The organism is Bacillus sp. FSL M7-0558 (genome assembly GCF_038003245.1).
Taxonomy (GTDB): domain Bacteria; phylum Bacillota; class Bacilli; order Bacillales; family Bacillaceae; genus Bacillus; species Bacillus pumilus.
The window spans coordinates 1755351-1775250 of sequence record NZ_JBBOOU010000001.1 but is presented as its reverse complement, the minus strand read 5'-3'; the positions used below and the strand labels follow the sequence as shown (position 1 = coordinate 1775250).

At 40.5% G+C, this 19900-nt stretch carries 19 protein-coding genes; 3 read left to right on the top strand and 16 right to left on the bottom strand.

The genetic code is table 11. The features are described from left to right. Nucleotides 1-2: 2 nt before the first annotated feature. Nucleotides 3-314: a cell division suppressor protein YneA gene (yneA, locus tag MHB79_RS08800; protein WP_003211955.1), complete on the bottom strand. Its 312-nt coding sequence runs from the start codon at nucleotides 312-314 to the stop codon at nucleotides 3-5. Between the two features lie 159 nt (nucleotides 315-473). Between yneA and lexA the strand changes: the two genes are divergently transcribed. Further along, the gene (gene lexA / locus MHB79_RS08795) at nucleotides 474-1094 is read left to right on the top strand and encodes a transcriptional repressor LexA (protein ID WP_003212311.1); all 621 of its coding nucleotides are present in this window, start codon (nucleotides 474-476) and stop codon (nucleotides 1092-1094) included. A gap of 45 nt (nucleotides 1095-1139) precedes the next feature. Here the strand turns inward: lexA and MHB79_RS08790 are convergent, their stop codons facing one another. Then, a complete protein-coding gene (locus tag MHB79_RS08790) occupies nucleotides 1140-1574 on the bottom strand; it encodes a hypothetical protein (RefSeq protein ID WP_003212431.1) in 435 nt (144 codons plus the stop codon). Between the two features lie 294 nt (nucleotides 1575-1868). Here MHB79_RS08790 and MHB79_RS08785 point away from each other — a divergent pair, with 294 nt between their 5' ends. Next, nucleotides 1869-2411: an IseA DL-endopeptidase inhibitor family protein gene (locus MHB79_RS08785; RefSeq protein ID WP_003211360.1), complete on the top strand. Its 543-nt coding sequence runs from the start codon at nucleotides 1869-1871 to the stop codon at nucleotides 2409-2411. Nucleotides 2412-2443: 32 nt separating this feature from the next. Here MHB79_RS08785 and MHB79_RS08780 read toward each other — a convergent pair whose 3' ends face one another. The 7 genes from MHB79_RS08780 to MHB79_RS08750 all read right to left on the bottom strand — a co-directional run bounded on the left by MHB79_RS08780 (nucleotide 2444) and on the right by MHB79_RS08750 (nucleotide 12149). Further along, nucleotides 2444-3292, bottom strand: a complete 849-nt coding sequence (locus MHB79_RS08780) for an STAS domain-containing protein (RefSeq protein ID WP_044141412.1) — start codon at nucleotides 3290-3292, stop codon at nucleotides 2444-2446. 148 nt (nucleotides 3293-3440) lie between these two features. After that, nucleotides 3441-3821 (bottom strand): NucA/NucB deoxyribonuclease domain-containing protein, encoded by a 381-nt coding sequence (locus MHB79_RS08775; protein WP_223251181.1) that lies wholly within the window; start codon nucleotides 3819-3821, stop codon nucleotides 3441-3443. A gap of 262 nt (nucleotides 3822-4083) precedes the next feature. After that, complete coding sequence (locus tag MHB79_RS08770) at nucleotides 4084-4992, bottom strand: trypsin-like serine peptidase (RefSeq protein WP_106032497.1); 909 nt, start codon at nucleotides 4990-4992, stop codon at nucleotides 4084-4086. A gap of 198 nt (nucleotides 4993-5190) precedes the next feature. After that, nucleotides 5191-8334: a bifunctional cytochrome P450/NADPH--P450 reductase gene (locus tag MHB79_RS08765; RefSeq protein WP_340989528.1), complete on the bottom strand. Its 3144-nt coding sequence runs from the start codon at nucleotides 8332-8334 to the stop codon at nucleotides 5191-5193. Nucleotides 8335-8355: 21 nt separating this feature from the next. Continuing rightward, nucleotides 8356-8901, bottom strand: a complete 546-nt coding sequence (locus MHB79_RS08760) for a TetR/AcrR family transcriptional regulator (RefSeq protein ID WP_050945461.1) — start codon at nucleotides 8899-8901, stop codon at nucleotides 8356-8358. A 256-nt stretch (nucleotides 8902-9157) separates the two neighbouring features. Next, nucleotides 9158-9868: a DUF421 domain-containing protein gene (locus tag MHB79_RS08755; protein ID WP_340989526.1), complete on the bottom strand. Its 711-nt coding sequence runs from the start codon at nucleotides 9866-9868 to the stop codon at nucleotides 9158-9160. Nucleotides 9869-9932: 64 nt separating this feature from the next. Then, nucleotides 9933-12149 (bottom strand): RNA ligase, encoded by a 2217-nt coding sequence (locus MHB79_RS08750; protein ID WP_268458575.1) that lies wholly within the window; start codon nucleotides 12147-12149, stop codon nucleotides 9933-9935. Between the two features lie 110 nt (nucleotides 12150-12259). Here MHB79_RS08750 and MHB79_RS08745 point away from each other — a divergent pair, with 110 nt between their 5' ends. Continuing rightward, entirely contained in the window at nucleotides 12260-12451 is a 192-nt protein-coding gene (locus MHB79_RS08745; RefSeq protein ID WP_340989521.1) for a hypothetical protein, read from the top strand. Between the two features lie 12 nt (nucleotides 12452-12463). Here the strand turns inward: MHB79_RS08745 and MHB79_RS08740 are convergent, their stop codons facing one another. The 7 genes from MHB79_RS08740 to MHB79_RS08710 all read right to left on the bottom strand — a co-directional run bounded on the left by MHB79_RS08740 (nucleotide 12464) and on the right by MHB79_RS08710 (nucleotide 19855). After that, nucleotides 12464-13372, bottom strand: coding sequence for a DMT family transporter (locus MHB79_RS08740; RefSeq protein WP_050944906.1), 909 nt, complete (start codon nucleotides 13370-13372; stop codon nucleotides 12464-12466). 143 nt (nucleotides 13373-13515) lie between these two features. Continuing rightward, on the bottom strand, nucleotides 13516-14238 hold the full coding sequence (locus MHB79_RS08735; RefSeq protein ID WP_340989519.1) for a LutC/YkgG family protein: 723 nt from the start codon (nucleotides 14236-14238) through the stop codon (nucleotides 13516-13518). Beyond that, nucleotides 14238-15659: a LutB/LldF family L-lactate oxidation iron-sulfur protein gene (locus tag MHB79_RS08730; RefSeq protein WP_340989518.1), complete on the bottom strand. Its 1422-nt coding sequence runs from the start codon at nucleotides 15657-15659 to the stop codon at nucleotides 14238-14240. Before MHB79_RS08730 ends, MHB79_RS08735 begins: the two co-directional genes overlap by 1 nt. Before the next feature lie 21 nt (nucleotides 15660-15680). Next, a complete protein-coding gene (locus tag MHB79_RS08725) occupies nucleotides 15681-16397 on the bottom strand; it encodes a (Fe-S)-binding protein (protein WP_113387071.1) in 717 nt (238 codons plus the stop codon). Nucleotides 16398-16637: 240 nt separating this feature from the next. Next, a complete protein-coding gene (locus MHB79_RS08720) occupies nucleotides 16638-18233 on the bottom strand; it encodes a M48 family metallopeptidase (RefSeq protein WP_340989516.1) in 1596 nt (531 codons plus the stop codon). A gap of 255 nt (nucleotides 18234-18488) precedes the next feature. Continuing rightward, nucleotides 18489-19340, bottom strand: a complete 852-nt coding sequence (locus MHB79_RS08715; RefSeq protein ID WP_340989514.1) for an SDR family oxidoreductase — start codon at nucleotides 19338-19340, stop codon at nucleotides 18489-18491. Nucleotides 19341-19441: 101 nt separating this feature from the next. Beyond that, on the bottom strand, nucleotides 19442-19855 hold the full coding sequence (locus tag MHB79_RS08710; RefSeq protein ID WP_061407918.1) for an Rrf2 family transcriptional regulator: 414 nt from the start codon (nucleotides 19853-19855) through the stop codon (nucleotides 19442-19444). Nucleotides 19856-19900: the final 45 nt, after the last annotated feature.

The window sequence follows — 19900 nt, the reverse complement described above, 5'->3', positions numbered from 1 at the left end:
TTCTACTGTACTGTTGCAAGTTGATATACGACTGGATGCTCTTTTTTGACTGGTATGACAAGGATGTCACCAGGCTGGATTTCTGTTGAAGCAAGATCGTTGTGCTGAGTGACCCAGTCAATAAACGCATTTTTATCGATTGATTTGCTGTCGTTTACTTGATCAGCTAACCCCCAAAGAGTATCCCCTGATTGAACTTCTATTTTAACATACTGATTTGGATCATTATGGCTTGTGACTGCAATAAGTGAGAGAAATATGCCAACGATGAATGAGAATACCCCAATAAAAATAATAGATTCTTTTAACCTCATAATGTCATCTCTCCTAATAGAATGTGTGTTCGTTCTTTCTGACACTTATTATAAATACGAACAAACGTTTCTGTCAAACGTTTTTTTCGAACCTATGTTTGTACTGTTAGGAAAAACATGCTATAATTTCTTTAAAATTGACGTTTTGAGGTGCAAAAGATGACGAAGCTATCAAAAAGACAACTCGATATCCTGACATTCATCAAAGAAGAAGTAAAAAGCAAGGGCTATCCCCCATCCGTTCGTGAAATTGGAGAAGCTGTCGGTCTAGCATCCAGTTCAACGGTTCATGGACATTTAGCTAGACTAGAAACGAAGGGCTTAATTAGAAGAGACCCGACAAAACCTAGAGCGATCGAAGTACTAGATGAAGAGGAAATGAATATTCCAAAGAGTGCTGTAATGAACGTACCAGTCATCGGAAAAGTAACAGCAGGCCTGCCTATTACGGCTGTTGAGAATGTAGAAGAGTACTTCCCTCTTCCAGAGACTTTTGCAGCACCAGATGAACAAGTATTTATGCTTGAAATTATGGGAGAAAGTATGATTGACGCAGGAATTTTGGACAAGGACTATGTCATTGTGCGTCAGCAAAGCACTGCTAACAATGGAGATATTGTCGTCGCCATGACAGAGGAAGATGAAGCGACAGTGAAACGTTTCTATAAAGAAGATACACACTTTAGATTACAGCCAGAAAATCCATCTATGGAACCGATTATTTTACAGAATGTAAGTATACTAGGTAAAGTGATTGGCGTATTTAGAAATATTCACTAAAAAAAGCCGGTATTTCATCAGTTAATGATGAGAACCGGCTTTTTTTTATGAACAAGAATAGGCAAGAATACTCGAGCTTGGGAAGGAACCAAATGTAAAGTTCGGCCAAATAAAGCCAGTTGTTCTCCCGAAAGGCTGTGAAGATAGAACATACATTAAAAATACTTGACCGTTTCTCATAAACACAATCGTCCACCTTCTATTACATCCCGCGGCAAATTGAACCGATTGCTGACCTCCACCTGTTTGCCCTGAAATAAGTGACTGCATGCTTTGAGGCTGTGATAATGCTTGCTGATATTGCGAAACGATATGCTGTGGTGGGGCTGGCGGGGCTGATCCACTAGATCCGGGCCCAGTGCCTCCTCCTCCGATTGGAAACCCTGGAAATCCTCCAACTTGAGAAGGGAGCGACGGCCAACCTTGCATCTGCCTATCATATGAGTACCCATTCCACATACCTTCATACGGATAATACATATTCAACACCACTTTCTTAGACATTCATCACGATAGTATATGTCATAAATGAAAAAGCGTGTTGAACGTCCAAACAGAAACTTTTCCAAAAAACGTTTTGTTCTTCTTTAGAACGGTTAAATAGTAGATATAAAGAAAAAATAAAAAAATGAAAACTTTTTGCCACCCTCAAACGTTATATATATAGAAAGAAAAGAAATAAAAAACATTTCAATTTAATACTTGTAATATCACTGTAATTATTGTAACATTTGTAACATAAGAAGTTTTCATTGAGAAAAGGAGGCAATCGCCTTGAAAAAATTATTCGTTTTATTAACTGCTATTATGCTTATGATCTCATTACAATCTACAACATTGGCCGCTTCTAAAAAACCAGCCACTTTGACAAATAAAGAAGCGTTACATATTGCCCTTGATGCACGGGAACACTTTTGGAGTGCGATGTCAGGCTACAAAATTAATGAACATTCTGATTACAAATTAAAATCATTTAGCTATAAAGACATGACTTACAACTATCTTTCTAAAACATTTGATACAAAGAAAAAACTAAACAGCTACCTATCTCAAGTTTTCACAAAAGAAGCCATCAATCAAGGTTTAAAAGACTACCAGTTCATTGTTCATAAAGGCAAAATGGCTGTTCCAGTCGGCGACGGAGACAATATGCTTAATTGGGATAAAGCGACACCTAAACTTGTCTCTAAAAAACAAACAGTCCGCACATATGAATTCACTGTCCCAACACTTGATGGACGCAAAGTACAAAGAACGGTTACGTTCGAAAAAGGACAAAAAGATTGGAAAGTCACTAAAATTGACGCTGTTATCTAAATAAAAACCAGGCCATTCAATCGGCCTGGTTTTTATATTGAAGTAAATTCAGTCATGCGGTCTAAGGCGTGAGCAAGTGATGATGCCGTGCGAAATTCATTAAAAGGAAGCCCGAGCTGCACAGCGGTTTGGGCAATTTCTGGTCTGATTCCTGAAATAGTTGTCTCTACTCCAATTAACCGAAGTGATGTGACAAGATCAAAGATTTGATGAGCCACCATTGTATCAATGATGACAACGCCCGATAAATCAATACATAAATGCTGTACACCTTTTTGTGAGCACTGTTTTAGCGTATTTTCTAAAATAATCTTTGCTCTTGCTGTATCAATATCACCTACTAACGGCAATAACGCAATATGACTTTTTAAGACAATGACAGGTGAGCTCAGCTCGTAAATCATGTCTCTTTGTGCCACGAGCTTCCTCGTTGTATTTTTCACATATTGCTGGATGAACATATGAATAGAAATATTAAACGCCTCTGAAATTAAATCATACCAATAAAAGATGCGGTCAATATCAATTTCATCTTGACGCTGTTTAATAAATTCTTTTAAGTAATGAAGGACCACTCTTTGATTGGACATGTATTCTCTCACAACATAATCTAATGGTGTGTTTAAATGCTTTGGGTCACTGGCTAAGTCTTCAGACCACTTTTTAAACTCAGTATGTAAATACGTCTTGTCTTCAATAAGAGCACGTATAAAATGCTGGTAATAATCTTGATTTTGCCGTTTTAGCTCTGATATGATGCTGGAATCTGTTGAACGATATATTGATTCTGGATCATCATCTTCAATTGAATCATACCAAGTTTCAGTCAGTTTCTCTGCATGTTGCATGAAATAATCGTATAATGCACGGTTCTTATCCATAAGCATATGTCCCTTCACATTTTCTTCTTGTCTGTCTTTGTACCTTATAGGATCCATTGTACCACTGAATCTTTTGCCCCTGCTAGCTCCAATACGCTCTGATCATCATCAAAAAAGGCACCTACTCACAGGCGCCTCTCTTTTAGTTTTATTTCACAATAAATAAAATTCTTTTCCCATCAGGATACCCGCTCATCTGGTGTCCGACCCATGAGCCCGCTCCCCTATTATCAGACGGACTGACATATTGAACACTCGCCCCTTTTCCTCCTTCAAGACAAACTGCCATCGGCCACTCATCTCGGTCGAATCCAGGCTTAGTCGGAATGCCTTTTAATGATTCTTGCCTGCGGGCATCTGCTCCATTTCGGTCTATCGTACACACATCTGAATGCCCTTTTCGAATGGCTTCTTGAATATGACTGCCTGTTTCAGGGTACCGTTCCTTTGGAAATTGAATAACATGATCATATCGATCCGCACCTTTTGCCGCATGTTCCTCCCCAAATCCACCTAGCAGCGTGCCCATCCATATCACAAAGCATAAGGCGACAGCAGTAATCCAGCCTCTTCTCATCTTCAAAAATGCGTGACCTCCTCATTTTTCTCAAGTAGAATCTTGACTTAAAGGAAATGTGTCATTTTAATGTATGAGTCGTTCACGAATGACATGTGAAAAAAATGAAGAGGCTGAAAACTCAATGAATCTTTCAAGCATAGACAGATAGACACTTGTATCCACATAAAAAAGCTTGTCCCCTATGAAGGAAACAAGCTTTATGTTCTAGCTTTTATTGCGCTTTTGCATAGTTGATAAATTCAACAAAGGCAGCTGTCGCTTTCGGACCGCCATTAATCGTTCCGTTTGAATACCCTGCGTTATGAACCCCAACGATTTGCTGATTTTGATCTAACATCGCTGAGCCTGAATTTCCGCTAAATGTATCAATCGTATAGTATGCGAGATTCGTATCTTCTCTTGTCACAGGACCTGACATCTCCCACTGCGACACCTTGCCAGTCGATCTCATTTTATCACCTGGATATCCAGAAATTTTAATCGTTGTTCCAGTTAAGTTTGTCACCTGACGGATAGAACGATAACCGACTGTATTGCCAATGTTCGTATCTGTTTTGATCACGGCAAAATCATATTGGCTCGCACCTGTATTGATATATCCGCTTGGTACATAGAACTCTGTCATATTTGCTGACCCATTTACCGCAGTGCTATCATTCATCCCTGGATACACCGATCCTTTTGCACTATAACTTCTCGATGCTGTATTGTACACGCAGTGTCCGTTTGTCAAAATTTTGTTAGGGGCAATGAGTGTCCCCGTGCAGCTGGAGCCGCCAAATGTAATATAAGCAATTGAATTATATGGTGCTACTCTTGTATTTGCTACTTTTGTTCTACCATCGTCTCCAATGACGACTTTAGTTTGAAAGTCTTTTACATATTTTGATAGTGGTTTTACTTTTTCACCAACAGTTGAAGATAGATCATCCACTTTATCAAAGGATGAGGGGGATTTCGAATCATTGTGGAAATCACTTGAAGAGATCACCTTTCCATCAGAAGTCACCATGTCATAATCAGATGTTAGTACTGAATCCGATGCGGCATGGGCAAAACTAGGCACACTTAAAGCACCAAAAACGAGTAGAGAAGGGAGTAACATTTTCACCTTTTTCATCATATTCCTCCTTTATGTCCTATATCAAAAATGATACGATTGTTCCATATCGGAGTAAATGAGAGAATATTCTTATTTTTTACAAAATATTTCATTTTCAAATTAGGTGTTTTGTATCTTTCAAACTTCCATTCTATCGATCTCACCTCTCTTGATGAAACAGAAAAAAAACCGCCTAATTGGCGGTCTTCCCTCTCGTCAGCTCCATACATCTTTTACATATCTATTATTATTCGCAAGGGTTGTCAGCCAATTTTCAGCTGCTTCCTTCGAGCATTGTTTCTCGTATTGATAGAGGTCGATCAGTGTAGCCTCTACATCTGGTGCCATGACTTTTCCGTCCCCGCACACGTAAAGATACGCACCTTGGTCAAGTAACTTGATTAACATGCCGCCGTCTTCTTTCAACAAATGCTGGACATATACTTTTTGCTCTTTGTGACGAGAATAAGCCCGGTGGATGTGGACAACTCCTTTTTGCGCTGCAAGCTGCATTTCTTCAAAATACAGATCATCTTCATGAGGGTGACGGCAGCCAAAATATAGGTGAGCTTCGCCTAGTGGTTTGCCTTCCTTCTGCCATACTTCTCTTGCCTGAACAAACCCTCTAAATGGGGCGATTCCTGTACCCGGTCCGATCATGATCATCGGTACTTCAGATGAAGGCGGCAGCTGGAATCCTGCCTGCGCTTCGTGGAGGAAGCAGGCGACTTCTTCTCCTTCCTGCAGACCGCATAAATAGTTTGATGCGACTCCGGCATATTCTCCGCGGCCGCTCCACGCTTTCCCTTTCACAACCGCCACTGTGATACTGACTCTTTTTTCATCGACCTTTGGTGAGCTAGAAATAGAATAATAGCGCGGCTTCAAACCTGGTAAAAGTGCTAAAAAGTGCACAAATGACAGCTCACATGCTTCATATTGATCTAGTAAGTCAAGCATGGTTACTCGTTTCTTTAAAATAGCTTCTTGATACGCTTCACCAGCCATTTGCTCAAGCTCCACGCGGTGAGGCGGACAAACTGTATATGCGGCGAGCTCTCTTAGCTGCGTACGTGTTGCAGGCTCTTGAAGCTCAACATGCGACGCAAGTAATTCTCTCATTTGAATCGGCTGATCTAAAGGTAAATGATTTGCTTTTTTCTCAGAAGAAAGCTTGATGTGCTGCTTAGGATCTAGATTGAAGCGATTGATCACCCGCTGAACGAGTGCATCACTATTTTTCGGAACAATTCCGATATGATCCCCTTCTTTGTACTTTTTCCCTTCAGGCAATTGCAGCTCTATATGTCTTGTTTGCCGCTCACTTTTTTCAGATTGTAATTCTTCATTTTTCAGTACAACAGCTGAAAAGGCACCATATGTTTTCGCCACAGGACGTTCTACTAGCTCATTGGTATAAGCAACTGATAGCTTTGGGTTTTCTTTACCTTTTTCTTGGAAGGTGAGCTTAAATTCTTTTGCGAGCTGCTTGAAGACCGTTTTCTGAAATGCTTCTTTATCCTCATCCATATCTCCGCCTGCATCACCTTCTCCTAAATCAGCTGCACGTTTCGCACCTTTTCTTTCAAGTGCTTCATCAATGAGACGAGGAATACGCTGGTACGTACTCGCCCAATTTCGATCTCCGCATCCAAACACAGCAAACGTCACGTTTGTTAAATCCTGCTCTTTATCCTGCGTGACCCAATCCACAAATTTTTTCGCATGGTCAGGCGGATGTCCATTATATGAAGCGGTCACGATGAAGACTGCACCCTTATCTGGTAATTGACGTGTATAGTCATCAAGCGGAGCAGTGGTCACATCAAACCCTTTTGCTTTTCCTTCTTCAGCCAATTCGTTTGCGATTTGTTGCGCTGTGCCAAGATTTGATCCATATAAAACAAGCAATGGTGTACCATGACTCTCCACTTTTGACTCATCAGATTTTGTGCTTTTTTTCGCCTCTTCTTTCGGTGGTGCCATAAAGAGTTGCTGCTTTCTTGGCCGCACTTTGATTTTAAAATCGTTTGGCTTAATCGTCAGAGATTCTTTTAAATCAAGTTCATATGATGTGTGATCAATCAATTCCAGGTTGTGCAGGACCATTGCCAGTACCATTGTGGCTTCATGAAGGGCGAATTGCATGCCGATACATGCACGCTGTCCATTCCCAAAAGGCTTGTAGGCATGCTGCGGGATCTTTTCAGGGTGTAGAAACCGCTCTGGTTTAAATTCTTCCGCATCCTCTCCCCATACCGCTTGATCACGATGTAACTTAGGTAGCAGCACGGAGACACTTTGGTTCTTTTTAATCGAATATTTCCCTCCGATGACGGTGTCCTCTTTCGCATAAAAAGAGAACGTAGGCGCTGTTGGCCAGAGGCGAAGAGATTCATTTAAAACCATACGTGTGTAATTTAGTTTTTGTACCTGCTTAAATGTTGGCAGTCCGCCTTGCAGCACATCATCTGCTTCTTGGACAGCTTTCTTTAATTTTTCAGGATTCTTTAATAAGAAATAAATCGCAAAGGATAGCAGCCCGCTTGTTGTTTCGTGCCCAGCTATTAAGAAGGTAATGATTTGATAGCGAATATTTTCATCTGACAGGCGCTCTCCTGTTTCAGGGTCCTTTGCATGCAGCATGAGGGACAGTAAATCATCGCCCGTTTTATCTTGTTTTTTCCGTTCTTGAATAATGTCATCTACTAATTGCTTCATAAAATCGACATTTTCTTCAAATTTTTTTCTTCTTTTGATCATTAGCTTATCTGCAACCGGCAACCGGCTCGCCTGATCCATCGCTTCGCTTAAACCATTCACCATACTTTCAATGAATGGATGCTGATTTTCTTTATAAAAACTGTTAAACCTGAAATCAAAACCACAAAGTCCGATCGTATCTAAAGTAAGCTTTGTCATATCCTCTGCTACTTCAATTTCTTCATCACGGCCTGTTCTTTGCCATTTTTGTACAAGCTGTGTGGCAATATCGAGCATCATTTCATGATAGCCCTTCATGGCCTGCTGACTAAACGCCGGCATCAAGATGTGGTGAGCCTTTCTCCAGTTCGGTTCTTCTGTCCAGCTCGTAAATAACCCATCCCCTGCAAATGCTCTTACTTTATTGAGACTAGTCCCAATGTATTTATCAAAACGGCTCTCATCACATATTTCTTGGAAAAGTTCATGATTAGAAACAAAAATACTTGTTGCTTTTGAAAATTCAAACTGAAAGATCGGTCCTAATTCATCTGCCAGCCGCCAAAAGGTTTGAGAAAGCTCCCCCTTTTTGATATGGGGAATATTTTTAAAAGGTCCGTATGTTTTTGGTTTTGGAATGATTGATGTTTGTTGCATGTGCCCACTCCTTTTCATTCATTAAGATGCGACGCTGATAGCGCGCCATAAACTTTGCTCAATGTCCTCTAGAAATTCAATCGTTGGCTCTATTTCTTCTGCAAGAATTTGTTTATGCAGCTGTACAAAGGCACCAAATACAATCGATAAAATGGTTCTACCTGAAAGATTTGGATGAATCCCATCCTTTTTCCCTTCTTCAAAGATAAGGAATAGCTCATGTAACAAATGCTGCATTTTCTCTTTGCTCGTCTCGTCTAAGTAATGGGATCGTTTATCAATTTCTAAGAAATATAGCCCGCTTGGATTCTCCTTTGTAAATAAAACCAAGCAATAAAATACATGCTTAAAGTACGCCCGAATACTCGCCTTTGGATCTGGACTGTTTGTGTTCATTTTTTCGATAAATGCAGAAAGGCTGCGCTGGTACAAAATATTGACGAGTGCCTCTTTACTGTCGAAATAACGGTAAATGGTTCCCGCTCCGACGTTTGCTCTTTTTGAAATCATTGGCATCGTGGTCCCATCAAAGCCCCGTTCAATAAATAAGTCTAGTGAAGCCTTCATGATCTGTTCTTGTTTATCAGTCACTGCTTGCACTTCATCCCCTCCTCGCCACAGGAATGAACGTTCATTCCGCTAACGGTATATTATATTAATATTTTAATTTGTTCTATATACACTTAAACACATTTATTTTTTTCCGTCATCACATTTTCTGAAAATAATAATAATTGAGAAATGATGCCTAGTCAGACAGCATCCAAACGACTTATAAACATTGACGGATATGTGTCATGCGGGTGACCTCCGCACTATACCTTCATTCTTGATCAATCGGAGAGTGAATGTGGTCGTCATATGTATCAATATATAAGCTGCCATTACTTGAACGGACTGCGTATACAATGTCCTTTAAGGCGAGCTGCCTTTTCTTAAGCTCTTCATCTATCCACTCCACCGTTAATTGATTTTCATGAATGTTTTTCAAAATGAGCTTTCCGTCCATGATCACTTCAATAGGCATGTAGCCCTCTGCCTTCATATACAATTGAAGATCCTTTCGAGTGACATTTTCAAACGAAGGATATTTTTTCACTGACATATGTCCATCTGTTTCAATTATGGCAAATTCAACTTCGCTAATATCAAAAATGTCTTTTTCTCTCAGCTGCTGATTTAAATAATCAAGGGTATATCTCATTCCCTTCATATTCTCTTCAAGAATTTTGCCATTTTGTATGACAAGGGTTGGTTTACCGGCCATAAATCCTCTCAATTTTCGGCTCCTTAAAGCAATGAGCGAAATCACATAAATGATCATGACAAGCGTGACAAAGGAAATCGTCGTGTGATGAAACGGAAGCGTTGTATTAAACGCGAGACTCGCCGCAATTGAACCTAAGCTAATGGCTGCTATAAAATCAAAAATATTCATTTGTGCTATGGTTTGCTTTCCAAGAAGACGTGCTCCACCAAATAAAATCGCAAAAGCAAACATCGTCCGTAAAATGACTTCAATATGGTCAGGCATGTAAGGGTCCACCTTTCAATTGCATCAAAAAAAGCCTTTTCCTTAGAAAAGACTCCTTTTTAGACTATGCATTTATTCCATCATTATTCAATTGGGCTGCATCGCTTTGCTCAAAATGTGAGCGCAGCTCAATAATGGAGCTATTTCTGACAGCATTGGCATCTTGCTCAAGAAGCCACGTATAAAATCTAGCTTGCTCCGCTGTTTGCAATGCCTGCATATATTTATGCGTGGAACGCTTCTCTGCAACGCGCTGTTTGATCGCGCGCATCTGCTTCCAGAATTGATAATAAGGAAGCTTGAGCTTGGTCATCAAGCCGCGATCATCCTCAATGACATATCCCTCTTCTTTGATCGAGTCGTCATGAGAAACGGCCTGATACCATTTATAAAAAGACGTCCAATCATGGAACACAGCCACTTCCTGCTTGCTGGATATTCCAAGCTGTTCGCTTACTCTTTTCACTTCAGTAAATGGTGCCTTTTCATAGCTTAGCTGACGCTTCACTATATCAAGCAAAATGAGTTGATCATGATCATATGTGATAATATGTGGGTCTTTCTCTGGCAAAATGACTTCAAACACAAGAGATGCATTGTGGTCACGTACGTATGATTTGATGTAGTCGACCTGCACGTCTCCGAAGGTCTGATAGAATAACTCCTCGACCCAGGAAGCATGCTGATTTTGTTTCACATGAGATGTATACGATTTGGACGTAAACACCAATTCATCTTCCATTTCGTTATACCCAACCGTCCCTAAATATCCATTTGCTTTATCATAGACGGTGACAGGAAATTGAAGGTGGTTCACTAGATGATGCATTTTTGTCTCCGGACGCTCATCAATGTTAAAAAATTTGTTGTAGCTTCTTGAAACAATCTGCTTTGACACCATATTGACAAACAAGCCTCTTGCCTTCACATTCACATCATCCCACTGTCGTTCACTAAACGCTTTTTTCGTAAAATTAAAAGATGAAATATGGTGCGGAAGCTTTAATTCCTGTACATACTCATGCTGATCTAAGTGAGCTAAAAAGTCATCTAGTGAGATATCTGGTTGAATAGCGGCTGATGGTTTTTTCTCAGAAGCTCTATAGATTGGGTTGTCAATTTCATGAGTCTCAATCCCGTCAGCTGTGATTTTCAACACCCTCAGCTGTCCCCCGAATTCAACCTGGCCTTCTAGATTATAAGACCTTTCCGCTGCTTGAATAGGCAGCCTGTATAAATTGCGATGCCCGTGAATTTGAATGACATCTAATCCAGCAGTATTTTGAACAAACAAGTGATCAATGTCATCTGAATATTCACCTACACCGTGGATGAGTTGCTGTGTTGAGACATGCAATAGCTCTTCTGGCAAATGAGCAAGCCCCCCGTGGGTAACAAGAAATGTCTTGCCATGGTACGTAAAATAAGTAAGCTGATGAAATGTTCTGACAAACTTTCGTACTTCTTTTAAATCAAAGTCTGCTGCTTCAATCTCAGGTGCAGTATGCCGGTTAAACATATTACTTCTTACTTTTTCACCATGTGCAAACCGGTATAAATGCTGATCATGATTGCCCTCAATCACGATGACATTCCGGCATTCTCTATGTGCGAGCATCCATTCTAATACTTCCTTGTTTTCTATACCTCTATCAAGCAAATCACCTGCAAAGATATAAAGTTCATTTTCTTTAATATCTCCTTGTAAATAGGTGGTCAGAGCGGTATGACAGCCGTGAATATCTCCAAAAACATGAATGGCCTCATATTGATCGAAGGATCGAGGCTGATAGGTCATCACTTGCGGATATTCCTCAGGCTGCAAGACAGTCACCCATGATGGGACCTTTTCTGTTTTTAACCGCTCATTCATTTGATATAAAACAGACTCCCGCACAACTTTGTGAGCTTCCCGTGAGCGATTTTGCAATAGAGCTGTTTCAAGCGACACCTGCGTGAAATCGACGACATACACCCTGTAACGATACGATGTGGCCAGCGATTTATATTGAGATATCGATTTGCTTGAAATATGCGTGGCATCAATCACAGTAAAGTCTCCGCGTTCCATACGTGCTGTAAGCAATTCAAATAATAAAGACCAGACTTTGTGGTCATGCTTGCTTGAAATTTCTGGTTTCCCATTGACAGATAACTGTGGAGGCTGGGTCAAAAGACGAATCTGATCCGCTGATAATGTGTAAGGCTCTAAGCCTTGGGCTTTGATCCAAGTTGATTTCCCTACGCCTGGGAGACCTCGTAAAAGGACTAAAGTTCTCATATTGGTTCTCCTTTAATAAGTGATATTTTACCTATTATAGATAAATGATGGATAAATCTCAATCTTTTATCGATTATGGTAATATATAGATAGAAAGGGAGGTTTTACGTATGTCTAATGGGGAGAATATGGCATTTAATATTGGTGATCTTCTATTTCAAGTGTTCTCTCTTCTATTCATTGCTGCTATCGTGACGATCATTGTCATCGCTTTTCGAATGATCAGAAGAAAACGAATGAAATTGAAGAAGGTTGAGGAAAGATTGAACAAAGTGATTGAAAAAAACGATTTAAAAGAGTAAAAAATCCGGAATTTAACCGGATTTTTTTTGTTTCATCACAATCCCTTGCCGCTGCTGCATCAAAAAGAAAAAGACGCCTAAAAGGACAAGAAAACCGCCACACATTTGGAGCAGCGTGACTTTCTCTCCAAGCAGCCATACAGCAAGAATCGTGGCTCCAACAGGTTCGCCAAGGATACTCATTGAAATGGTTGTGGCATTGACATAGGTTAAAAGCCAATTATTAATGACATGAGACATGGTGGGAATGATCGCAAGCAATAAAAAGATTCCCCACTCTTTACCCGGATAGCCTGTAAAAGGCGTTTGCTGAATCAAATTGAATAAAATTAAAAAAAGACCGGCAAAACCAAACACACAAAAACTATAAATCCAATGAGATATCTTTCTGACAGCCTGTTGACCTATTAATAAATAACAAACAACCGCGATCACACTTAAAAAGGATAAAATGTCTCCTAGGATGGCTTCCTGGCTATGACCTATGTCTCCCCACCCAATCATAAGTGCACCAACAATTGCGGCACACATCGTCAAGAGTGCAGGCAGCGTGGTTCGTTCACGGAAAAAGAGAAAGCCGCCTAATAAGGAGACCATCGGCTGAAGGGCGATGATAATAGTAGAGCTTGCCACAGTCGTCAGCTTCAGTGAGCCAAACCACAACACAAAATGGAGTCCTAAAAAGAAGCCTGACATACATAAGAAAAACCAATCTCTTCGCTGAATCGAGAGAAATTCTTTTTTTCGTGGCAGAATAAACGGCAGCATAAAAATCGCGGCAAAGATCATTCGATACATGCTTAAAATAGCAGCAGGTGCATTTGACCATTTCACAATGATAGCAGAAAACGAAATGGCAATAATTGAAATCACAAGCGGTAGTGCAATTGATTTCTTTTGAGCAGTTGACTTCATGTCCATAAGCAGCTTCCTTTACATCAGCAGTAGATGAGAAGTTCATCTTGTATGTCGTCATCTTACTATGTCCAATCCGCTAGAGGCAAGATGATTTTAAAACTTATGTACGCTTTTTTGCATGAAAAAAGGCTTTCTTCTCGAAAGCCCTATTCATCATCTATCAATAGATAAACCGCCCGAACTGGACCATGAACCCCTACTACTAAATTCATCTCAATATCCGCAGAGTTACTCGGACCTGATATGAAATGAATAGCACCTTTCGCCTGCTCTCCCTCCTCTACTGAGCGATTAAGAGCCGAAACAGCTTGAATCATCCGCGGAACCACCGTGCTTTTTTCGATACACACGATATACATCATCGGTAAAAAATGGAGCGCTCTTCCTTGGCCCTGATGGGATGAAAGGACGACTGTACCTGATTCTGCTAAGGTGTAATCACTGAATACAACCGAATACGCCGCTTGCTCTGCCAGCCTGATATTTTCTTCCCTTGAAGCCTCAGCATTCCAACTGGTGACTGCGAATCCTTCGTGCAGCAAGGTGTCAAACATCGGATAAAATCCATATTGTTCAAAACGATGATCGCCCGATGTCATCACAGAACCCTCTCCATACTCTGTCATCAATGATCGTAATACAGAGGGCGCTTCCTCTGGTGTTGTTTCGACCACTCTTGTATGAATTCGTTGACATTGCACCTTCAATTGCTCGACTAGCTCTTCTTTAGACAAAAGTCCGTTTGTTTCCCACTGAACTTGATGCTTCCAAGCTGGACGCTGAATAGATGCAGGCGAGGAGGAATCCATCCCTAATTGCTTACGGATATGAGCTAAAAACGATTCTCGGTGAGAAATGGTTCCCTTCATCACTGTTCCTCCTTCTGTCTCTTTTTAAACCAATCCCTGAATCTTTCTTTACTTGGAGCTGGCAGGTCACGAATATCTGTCCAATTCTTTAAAGGACCTATTCCTTTTGAAATCTGTCCGTTTGAAGCCATACGATTCATCAATACAGGAGCTGCTTTTGTTCCGAATTGATACATCCCGGGAGTCGAAGCGCCCATTCCGAACATTTTCATCGCCATCATTTCAGCTTTAGACGCTCTCCCCTCTTTTTCCACGATGACTTGACGATGTTTTATTAATAACTCGTGAAGCGGGATCTTTACTGGACAAGCATCTGTGCAGGCCGCGCAAAGGCTGGATGCAAAGGGGAGCTCTTGGTAGTCATCATAGCCGCCAAGAAGCGGCGATAAAACAGCACCAATTGGCCCCGGATAAATCGATCCGTATGAATGTCCGCCCACATGCCGGTAAACTGGGCACACATTGATGCAGGCTGCGCACCTGATACATTGGAGAACAGGCTGAAAGGCAGTACCTAATATATTGGACCGCCCATTGTCCACAATGACCAAGTGAAATTCTTCTGGTCCATCCACTTCTTCTTCTCCTTTTGGTCCAACGACAGAAATGTAACTCGTTAATTTCTGACCGACTGCACTTCTGCACAAAAGACCAACGAGGACATCCAGCTCCTCCATCGTTGGAACAATCCGTTCCATGCCCATAACGGCGATATGTGTCTTCGGGATAGCCGTGACAAGATCCGCATTCCCTTCATTTGTCACAAGGCAAATGGAACCTGTATTGGCGACAGCAAAATTACAGCCGGTGACACCAATATCTGCTTCGAGGAACTTTTCACGTAAGATGGCTCTCACAAAACTCGTCATATCTTCAGGTGTCTCTGACATCTCATATCCGAGCTTTTCGTGAAAGACTTCTCGTATTTGTTCTTTCGTCTTATGAAGAGCAGGTGCCACAATATGTGAAGGAGGTTCATGATCATCTACTTGCAGAATATACTCGCCAAGATCGCTTTCCACCACCTCACAGCCGATCTCTTCAAGGGCTTGATTCATTTCAATTTCTTCTGTGACCATTGATTTTGATTTAACGATCTTTTGGGCCGCCTTTTTCTGTGCCACATGTTGAATATACGCCGATGCCTCTTCCTTTGTTTTTGCAAAAAAGACATGTCCTCCGCGTGCACTAACACTTTCACTTAACTGGTATAAGTAGTCATCAAGATGCGTCAGCGTATGCTGCCGGATTTCCTCGCCAAGCTCACGCCACTTTTCCCAATTGCCAAGCTCTTCGCTCGCAGCTAGCCGCCTTTCATACAGGCGTTCCTGTGCTGAGGAAACAGCACCTCTCATGACTTTATCTTCTAACCCTTCCCCGATTCGTTCTTTAAAGGCCTTCTCTCCAATTTTCATACTCATGTGCCGTTCCCCCTCTTAAAGTCAGCGGCTATTTAATACCTCTGCGATATGCATCACTTGAATGGGCTTATCAAGACGATTCAGCCTCCCGCCAATATTCAGCAGGCAGCCGCAGTCAGCACCAATGATGTATTCAGCTTGTGTCTCCTCTATGCTTTGGACTTTCTCATCGACCATTTGCTCAGAAATAGGAGTCATCTTTACTGAAAAGGTTCCTCCAAATCCGCAGCAATTTTCGGCGCGCGACAATGGTGTCATCGTCAAATCTTTGACATTTGACAACAGTGTGAAAGGGGCTTCCTTAATTCGCAGCAGTCTCGTCATATGACAGGATGTGTGATAGGTTGCGTTTCCTTTCAGGCTCGCTCCGACATCTGTGACATGTAATATATCAACAATAAACTCGGTTAATTCATATGTTTTCTCAGCAAGTGCCTTAGCTTTTGCTGACCACACTGGGTCTTCTTTTAAAAGATGAGGATATTCTAAAAACATAGCCTTACAAGAACCTGACGGCGTCACGACATATTCAGCTGATTCAAAGGCTTTGATCATGTTTTTTGCTGCTTTAATGGTTTCTTTTGTATAGCCGCTGTTAAAGGCTGGCTGCCCGCAGCACACTTGTGCCTCTGGAAATTCCACTTCTACACCGAGCCTTTCTAATACTTCCACTGTGGCCTTTCCTACATTTGGCTGCATGGTGTCAATTAAACAAGTAACGAATAAATGGACTTTCATCGGCGAACTTCCCTTCTTTGCTGCAATTTGATTCATCAATTTGGTCATCTGATGACGAAATAACAGGCCTTATTTTCATTTTAATCCCAAATTTCTGAAATTTCAACGAGGTGATTTGTCTAAATTTGGACATATGGCTCGTGTAGCTTGAATGAAAAAAACGCCCTTTTGATAGGACGTTTGAGAAAATTTATTTTGTAATCATTTCACGAATTTTTTCGTTAATAGGAGTGAGATGGCCTAATTTTTCTTTATGTTCTCAATTCTTTTTTCGAAAGAGGGATGACTTTCACGCCATTCAGACTTTTTTCCATAATCTCCATCTTCTTCTTCAATAAGGCTGCTTAATTTAATCAAAGTATTGAGATACAGTGTTTTATTCCCAAGGTGGAAAACAGCAAAGTTATCAGCCTGAATCTCAAATAACCGGCTGATTTTCTTTGGCAACCATTCCGTAATGAAGATCATGAGAATTACTCCTACTGGGAAAATAAGAACATATTGCCACCATCCGTTAGCAAGCATAACCTGTCTGGCATAATACATACTGATGCCCATAAATAATGTTACGATCAAAGTTAGAAACATGGTATAATGCGCATGTTTTAACTTCGCATGCCCCATTTCATGGTATAAGATGGCACGAATTTCATCTTTTTCAAACTTATCTAACAACCCTTCTGTCACATACACATCAACTCTTCTTTTAAATGGAAGTTTAAAAGAATATATCCAGGCATTCACATCCTGTTGAGAGTCTTTTTTCACCCAAATATTTACCTTTTGGTTTGTCTTATTCTCAATATCTTTGCGAATATTCATGAATGCTTCCGTATTTAAAAGTTCATATTTGTTTATTATTTTTTGTATGATTGAGTAACCAAAAATAAATAATATGATTAGGGCGAAGTACCAGCCACAAAAGAGAAAAAGGTTATCCATGATCTTCGCTTGAAATGACAAAGGAAGTAATAAATATGATCCGAAATATAGCAAAGATAATGTGGCAGCACCAAACAAAACAACTTGCTCCCTAACATTCATTAAAAACGAATTTCCTGACGCACCTTCATTCTCTTCTAAACCTTCAGGCGTATCTTTTGTAGTATACTCAAATGAATAAGCTGTCAATAAGACTGACAGGAAACTAGGTACAAGTATAGAGAGAATGATGCTTAATACATAAGAGCCTGTTATTGATAGCGCATATCCCATTAAGAAAAAATAATTTAATCCCAAGGGAAGAAAAATGGCTAGAACAAAGGGAATAAATAATGTGAATAGGTTTTTCATAGATTCATGAAGATTAAAAAATAAAAATAACATACATGGAAAAATAATTCCTATTAAGGTAATTAATATAATATATGTGGTATTATGCTTAAAACCTGTTTTGACCTTAGTACTTTCTGTTAGATTCGTTAGATTGTATTTAGAGAAAAAAGGATTTTGCGATACCTGTTCCATCTTAATTTTATCATCATGAATAAGTACAAAACCTCTTCTTAGAAAAACCATTGCTTTTTCTTTCATTAATTTGTTAGTTTCAATCGTGCTAACTCTATTCCTAGATGAAATCTCCGTGAAATTTACTTGCTTTCCCCCCAATTGAAAGGCTGCTTCTGAACGATCTTTGGAGTCATCATCTTGATAGGTTAATAAAAAATCACCCTGATAAAGAGAATGGGAGATTAATACTTTTGGATTGTTATCTTTGTTCGAATCAAGTAGAACAAAAGGAGAAACAACTGCTGAGCGGATACCAACTTCAATCAAAATGACTATTATTGTTATAATGCTTGCAATAAGATAAGAAAGGGAGGCTTTTCGTAACATTTCGTCACATCCTGCTTATGTAGATTTTAAAAGGTTGCATATGTTAAGAAAGAGTAATAACCATTATATACGTCCATTATTCAGAAGAACTAATTGAAAATCTAACCTTTATTATTAGCTTCCCTATGCTAGCAGGAAGAATAAACAAATAATAAGCCTAAATTCCATTTTAGTCCCAACTTCCTGCAATTTCAATGAAGTGCTCGTATAGCTTGAATGAAAAAAACGCCCTTTTGATAGGACGTTTGAGAAAATTTATTTTGAAATCATTTCACGAATTTTTTCGTCGATAGGTGTTAACGGCCGTCCTAATAAGGTTTCGAAATCATGGCTTTCAACGGCTAAGGCACCATCGCGAATCCCGCTTTGAATGGCTTTGACAAATGGCACAGCTTCTTTTGGTACACCATTTGAAGCTAAAAATTCTCCAAATGTGTCGACATCAATTTGCTCCACTTTGATCTCTTTTCCGCTCACCTCACTGACAATGCGCGCAAGTTCAGTGTGTGTCCGAAGAGGGCCTGACAGTTCATATATCTCCTTGTCATGTTTAGAAAGTGTTAACGCATTTGCCGCCGCTTCTGCGTAGTCATTTCTTGTTGCCCAGCCAACCTTGCCATCACCAATTGGACTTAAAAATGGTGCGCCGCTAACGGCTGCTAGTATTGTATCTTTTTCGTTTTCTACATACCAATTGTTTCTTAAAAACACATGAGGAATGCCAGAGGCCACAATGGCTTCTTCAGTTTTTGCGTGGTCGTGTGCAAGGACAAGCTGACTCTCTCTTGCATTCACAACGCTTGTATAAGCAATAAAGGATACACTGGCTGCTTTCGCCGCTTGGATGGCAGCCGTATGCTGCTGCACGCGGTCACCATCCGCAGTTGAAATGATCAAAAGGCGGTCAATGCCTTGAAAGGCTGCCTTAAGGGTGTCTGGCTGAGTAAAGTCTCCGCGGCGTATATCCACCCCGGCTTCCTTTAAATGTGCTGCTTTTTGCGGATCTCGAACACTCACCGCAATTTGTTCAACTGGTACCTTTTTAAGTAAATGCTGGACGACGAGCGATCCAAGCTGTCCTGTTGCGCCTGTTACTAATAATTTCATTTGTTTGACCTCCTCATTTTTCATTCAACGGTGATGTGCATACGTTATAATCAAAATGGTTACAACAAAGGTGTAAAAAAAGCTCCAATGTATGAGCTTTTTTATTCCGCCTCTGTCAATAATTGCTGAATTGTCACTTGCTTTAGGTGATTCTCAAGTGCAGCTTGTGCTTCTTTTAGTTCATGCCGCAGTCTCGTATCCATCGCTTGACCAATCGGGCATGCGATGACGGGCTGATGAAAGTTAAATAATTCTTCATCCTCGCTTACATCGACAGCGCGGTACACATCTAATAGCGTGATTTCCTCAGCCGGTCTTTTTAAATAAGCACCGCCTACTCCGCGGCGGATCTCAATAAGATCCGCCCGTTTGAGCATTGCCATCATTTTTCGAACAATGGCTGGATTTGAATTCACGCTCTCTGCAATAAAATCACCTGTACACTCTTTTGGAACACCTGCAATAAATGACACAATATGAACAGCAATCGGATACCTGCTGCTAATTTGTTTCACAATCTTTCACCACCGTTGTAATCAATATAGTTACAACGAGTGATT

Coding starts and splice junctions, on each gene's coding strand:
- MHB79_RS08760 (WP_050945461.1), bottom strand. CDS start 8,901: ATGAAGGCTTCACTAGACTTATTTATTGAACGGGGCTTTGATGGGACC.
- MHB79_RS08740 (WP_050944906.1), bottom strand. CDS start 13,372: ATGGACATGAAGTCAACTGCTCAAAAGAAATCAATTGCACTACCGCTT.
- MHB79_RS08725 (WP_113387071.1), bottom strand. CDS start 16,397: ATGAAAGTCCATTTATTCGTTACTTGTTTAATTGACACCATGCAGCCA.
- MHB79_RS08735 (WP_340989519.1), bottom strand. CDS start 14,238: ATGAAGGGAACCATTTCTCACCGAGAATCGTTTTTAGCTCATATCCGT.
- MHB79_RS08775 (WP_223251181.1), bottom strand. CDS start 3,821: ATGGGCACGCTGCTAGGTGGATTTGGGGAGGAACATGCGGCAAAAGGT.
- MHB79_RS08730 (WP_340989518.1), bottom strand. CDS start 15,659: ATGAGTATGAAAATTGGAGAGAAGGCCTTTAAAGAACGAATCGGGGAA.
- MHB79_RS08745 (WP_340989521.1), top strand. CDS start 12,260: ATGTCTAATGGGGAGAATATGGCATTTAATATTGGTGATCTTCTATTT.
- MHB79_RS08770 (WP_106032497.1), bottom strand. CDS start 4,992: ATGAAAAAGGTGAAAATGTTACTCCCTTCTCTACTCGTTTTTGGTGCT.
- MHB79_RS08790 (WP_003212431.1), bottom strand. CDS start 1,574: ATGTATTATCCGTATGAAGGTATGTGGAATGGGTACTCATATGATAGG.
- MHB79_RS08750 (WP_268458575.1), bottom strand. CDS start 12,149: ATGAGAACTTTAGTCCTTTTACGAGGTCTCCCAGGCGTAGGGAAATCA.
- MHB79_RS08715 (WP_340989514.1), bottom strand. CDS start 19,340: ATGAAATTATTAGTAACAGGCGCAACAGGACAGCTTGGATCGCTCGTC.
- MHB79_RS08765 (WP_340989528.1), bottom strand. CDS start 8,334: ATGCAACAAACATCAATCATTCCAAAACCAAAAACATACGGACCTTTT.
- yneA (WP_003211955.1), bottom strand. CDS start 314: ATGAGGTTAAAAGAATCTATTATTTTTATTGGGGTATTCTCATTCATC.
- MHB79_RS08755 (WP_340989526.1), bottom strand. CDS start 9,868: ATGCCTGACCATATTGAAGTCATTTTACGGACGATGTTTGCTTTTGCG.
- lexA (WP_003212311.1), top strand. CDS start 474: ATGACGAAGCTATCAAAAAGACAACTCGATATCCTGACATTCATCAAA.
- MHB79_RS08780 (WP_044141412.1), bottom strand. CDS start 3,292: ATGGATAAGAACCGTGCATTATACGATTATTTCATGCAACATGCAGAG.
- MHB79_RS08720 (WP_340989516.1), bottom strand. CDS start 18,233: ATGTTACGAAAAGCCTCCCTTTCTTATCTTATTGCAAGCATTATAACA.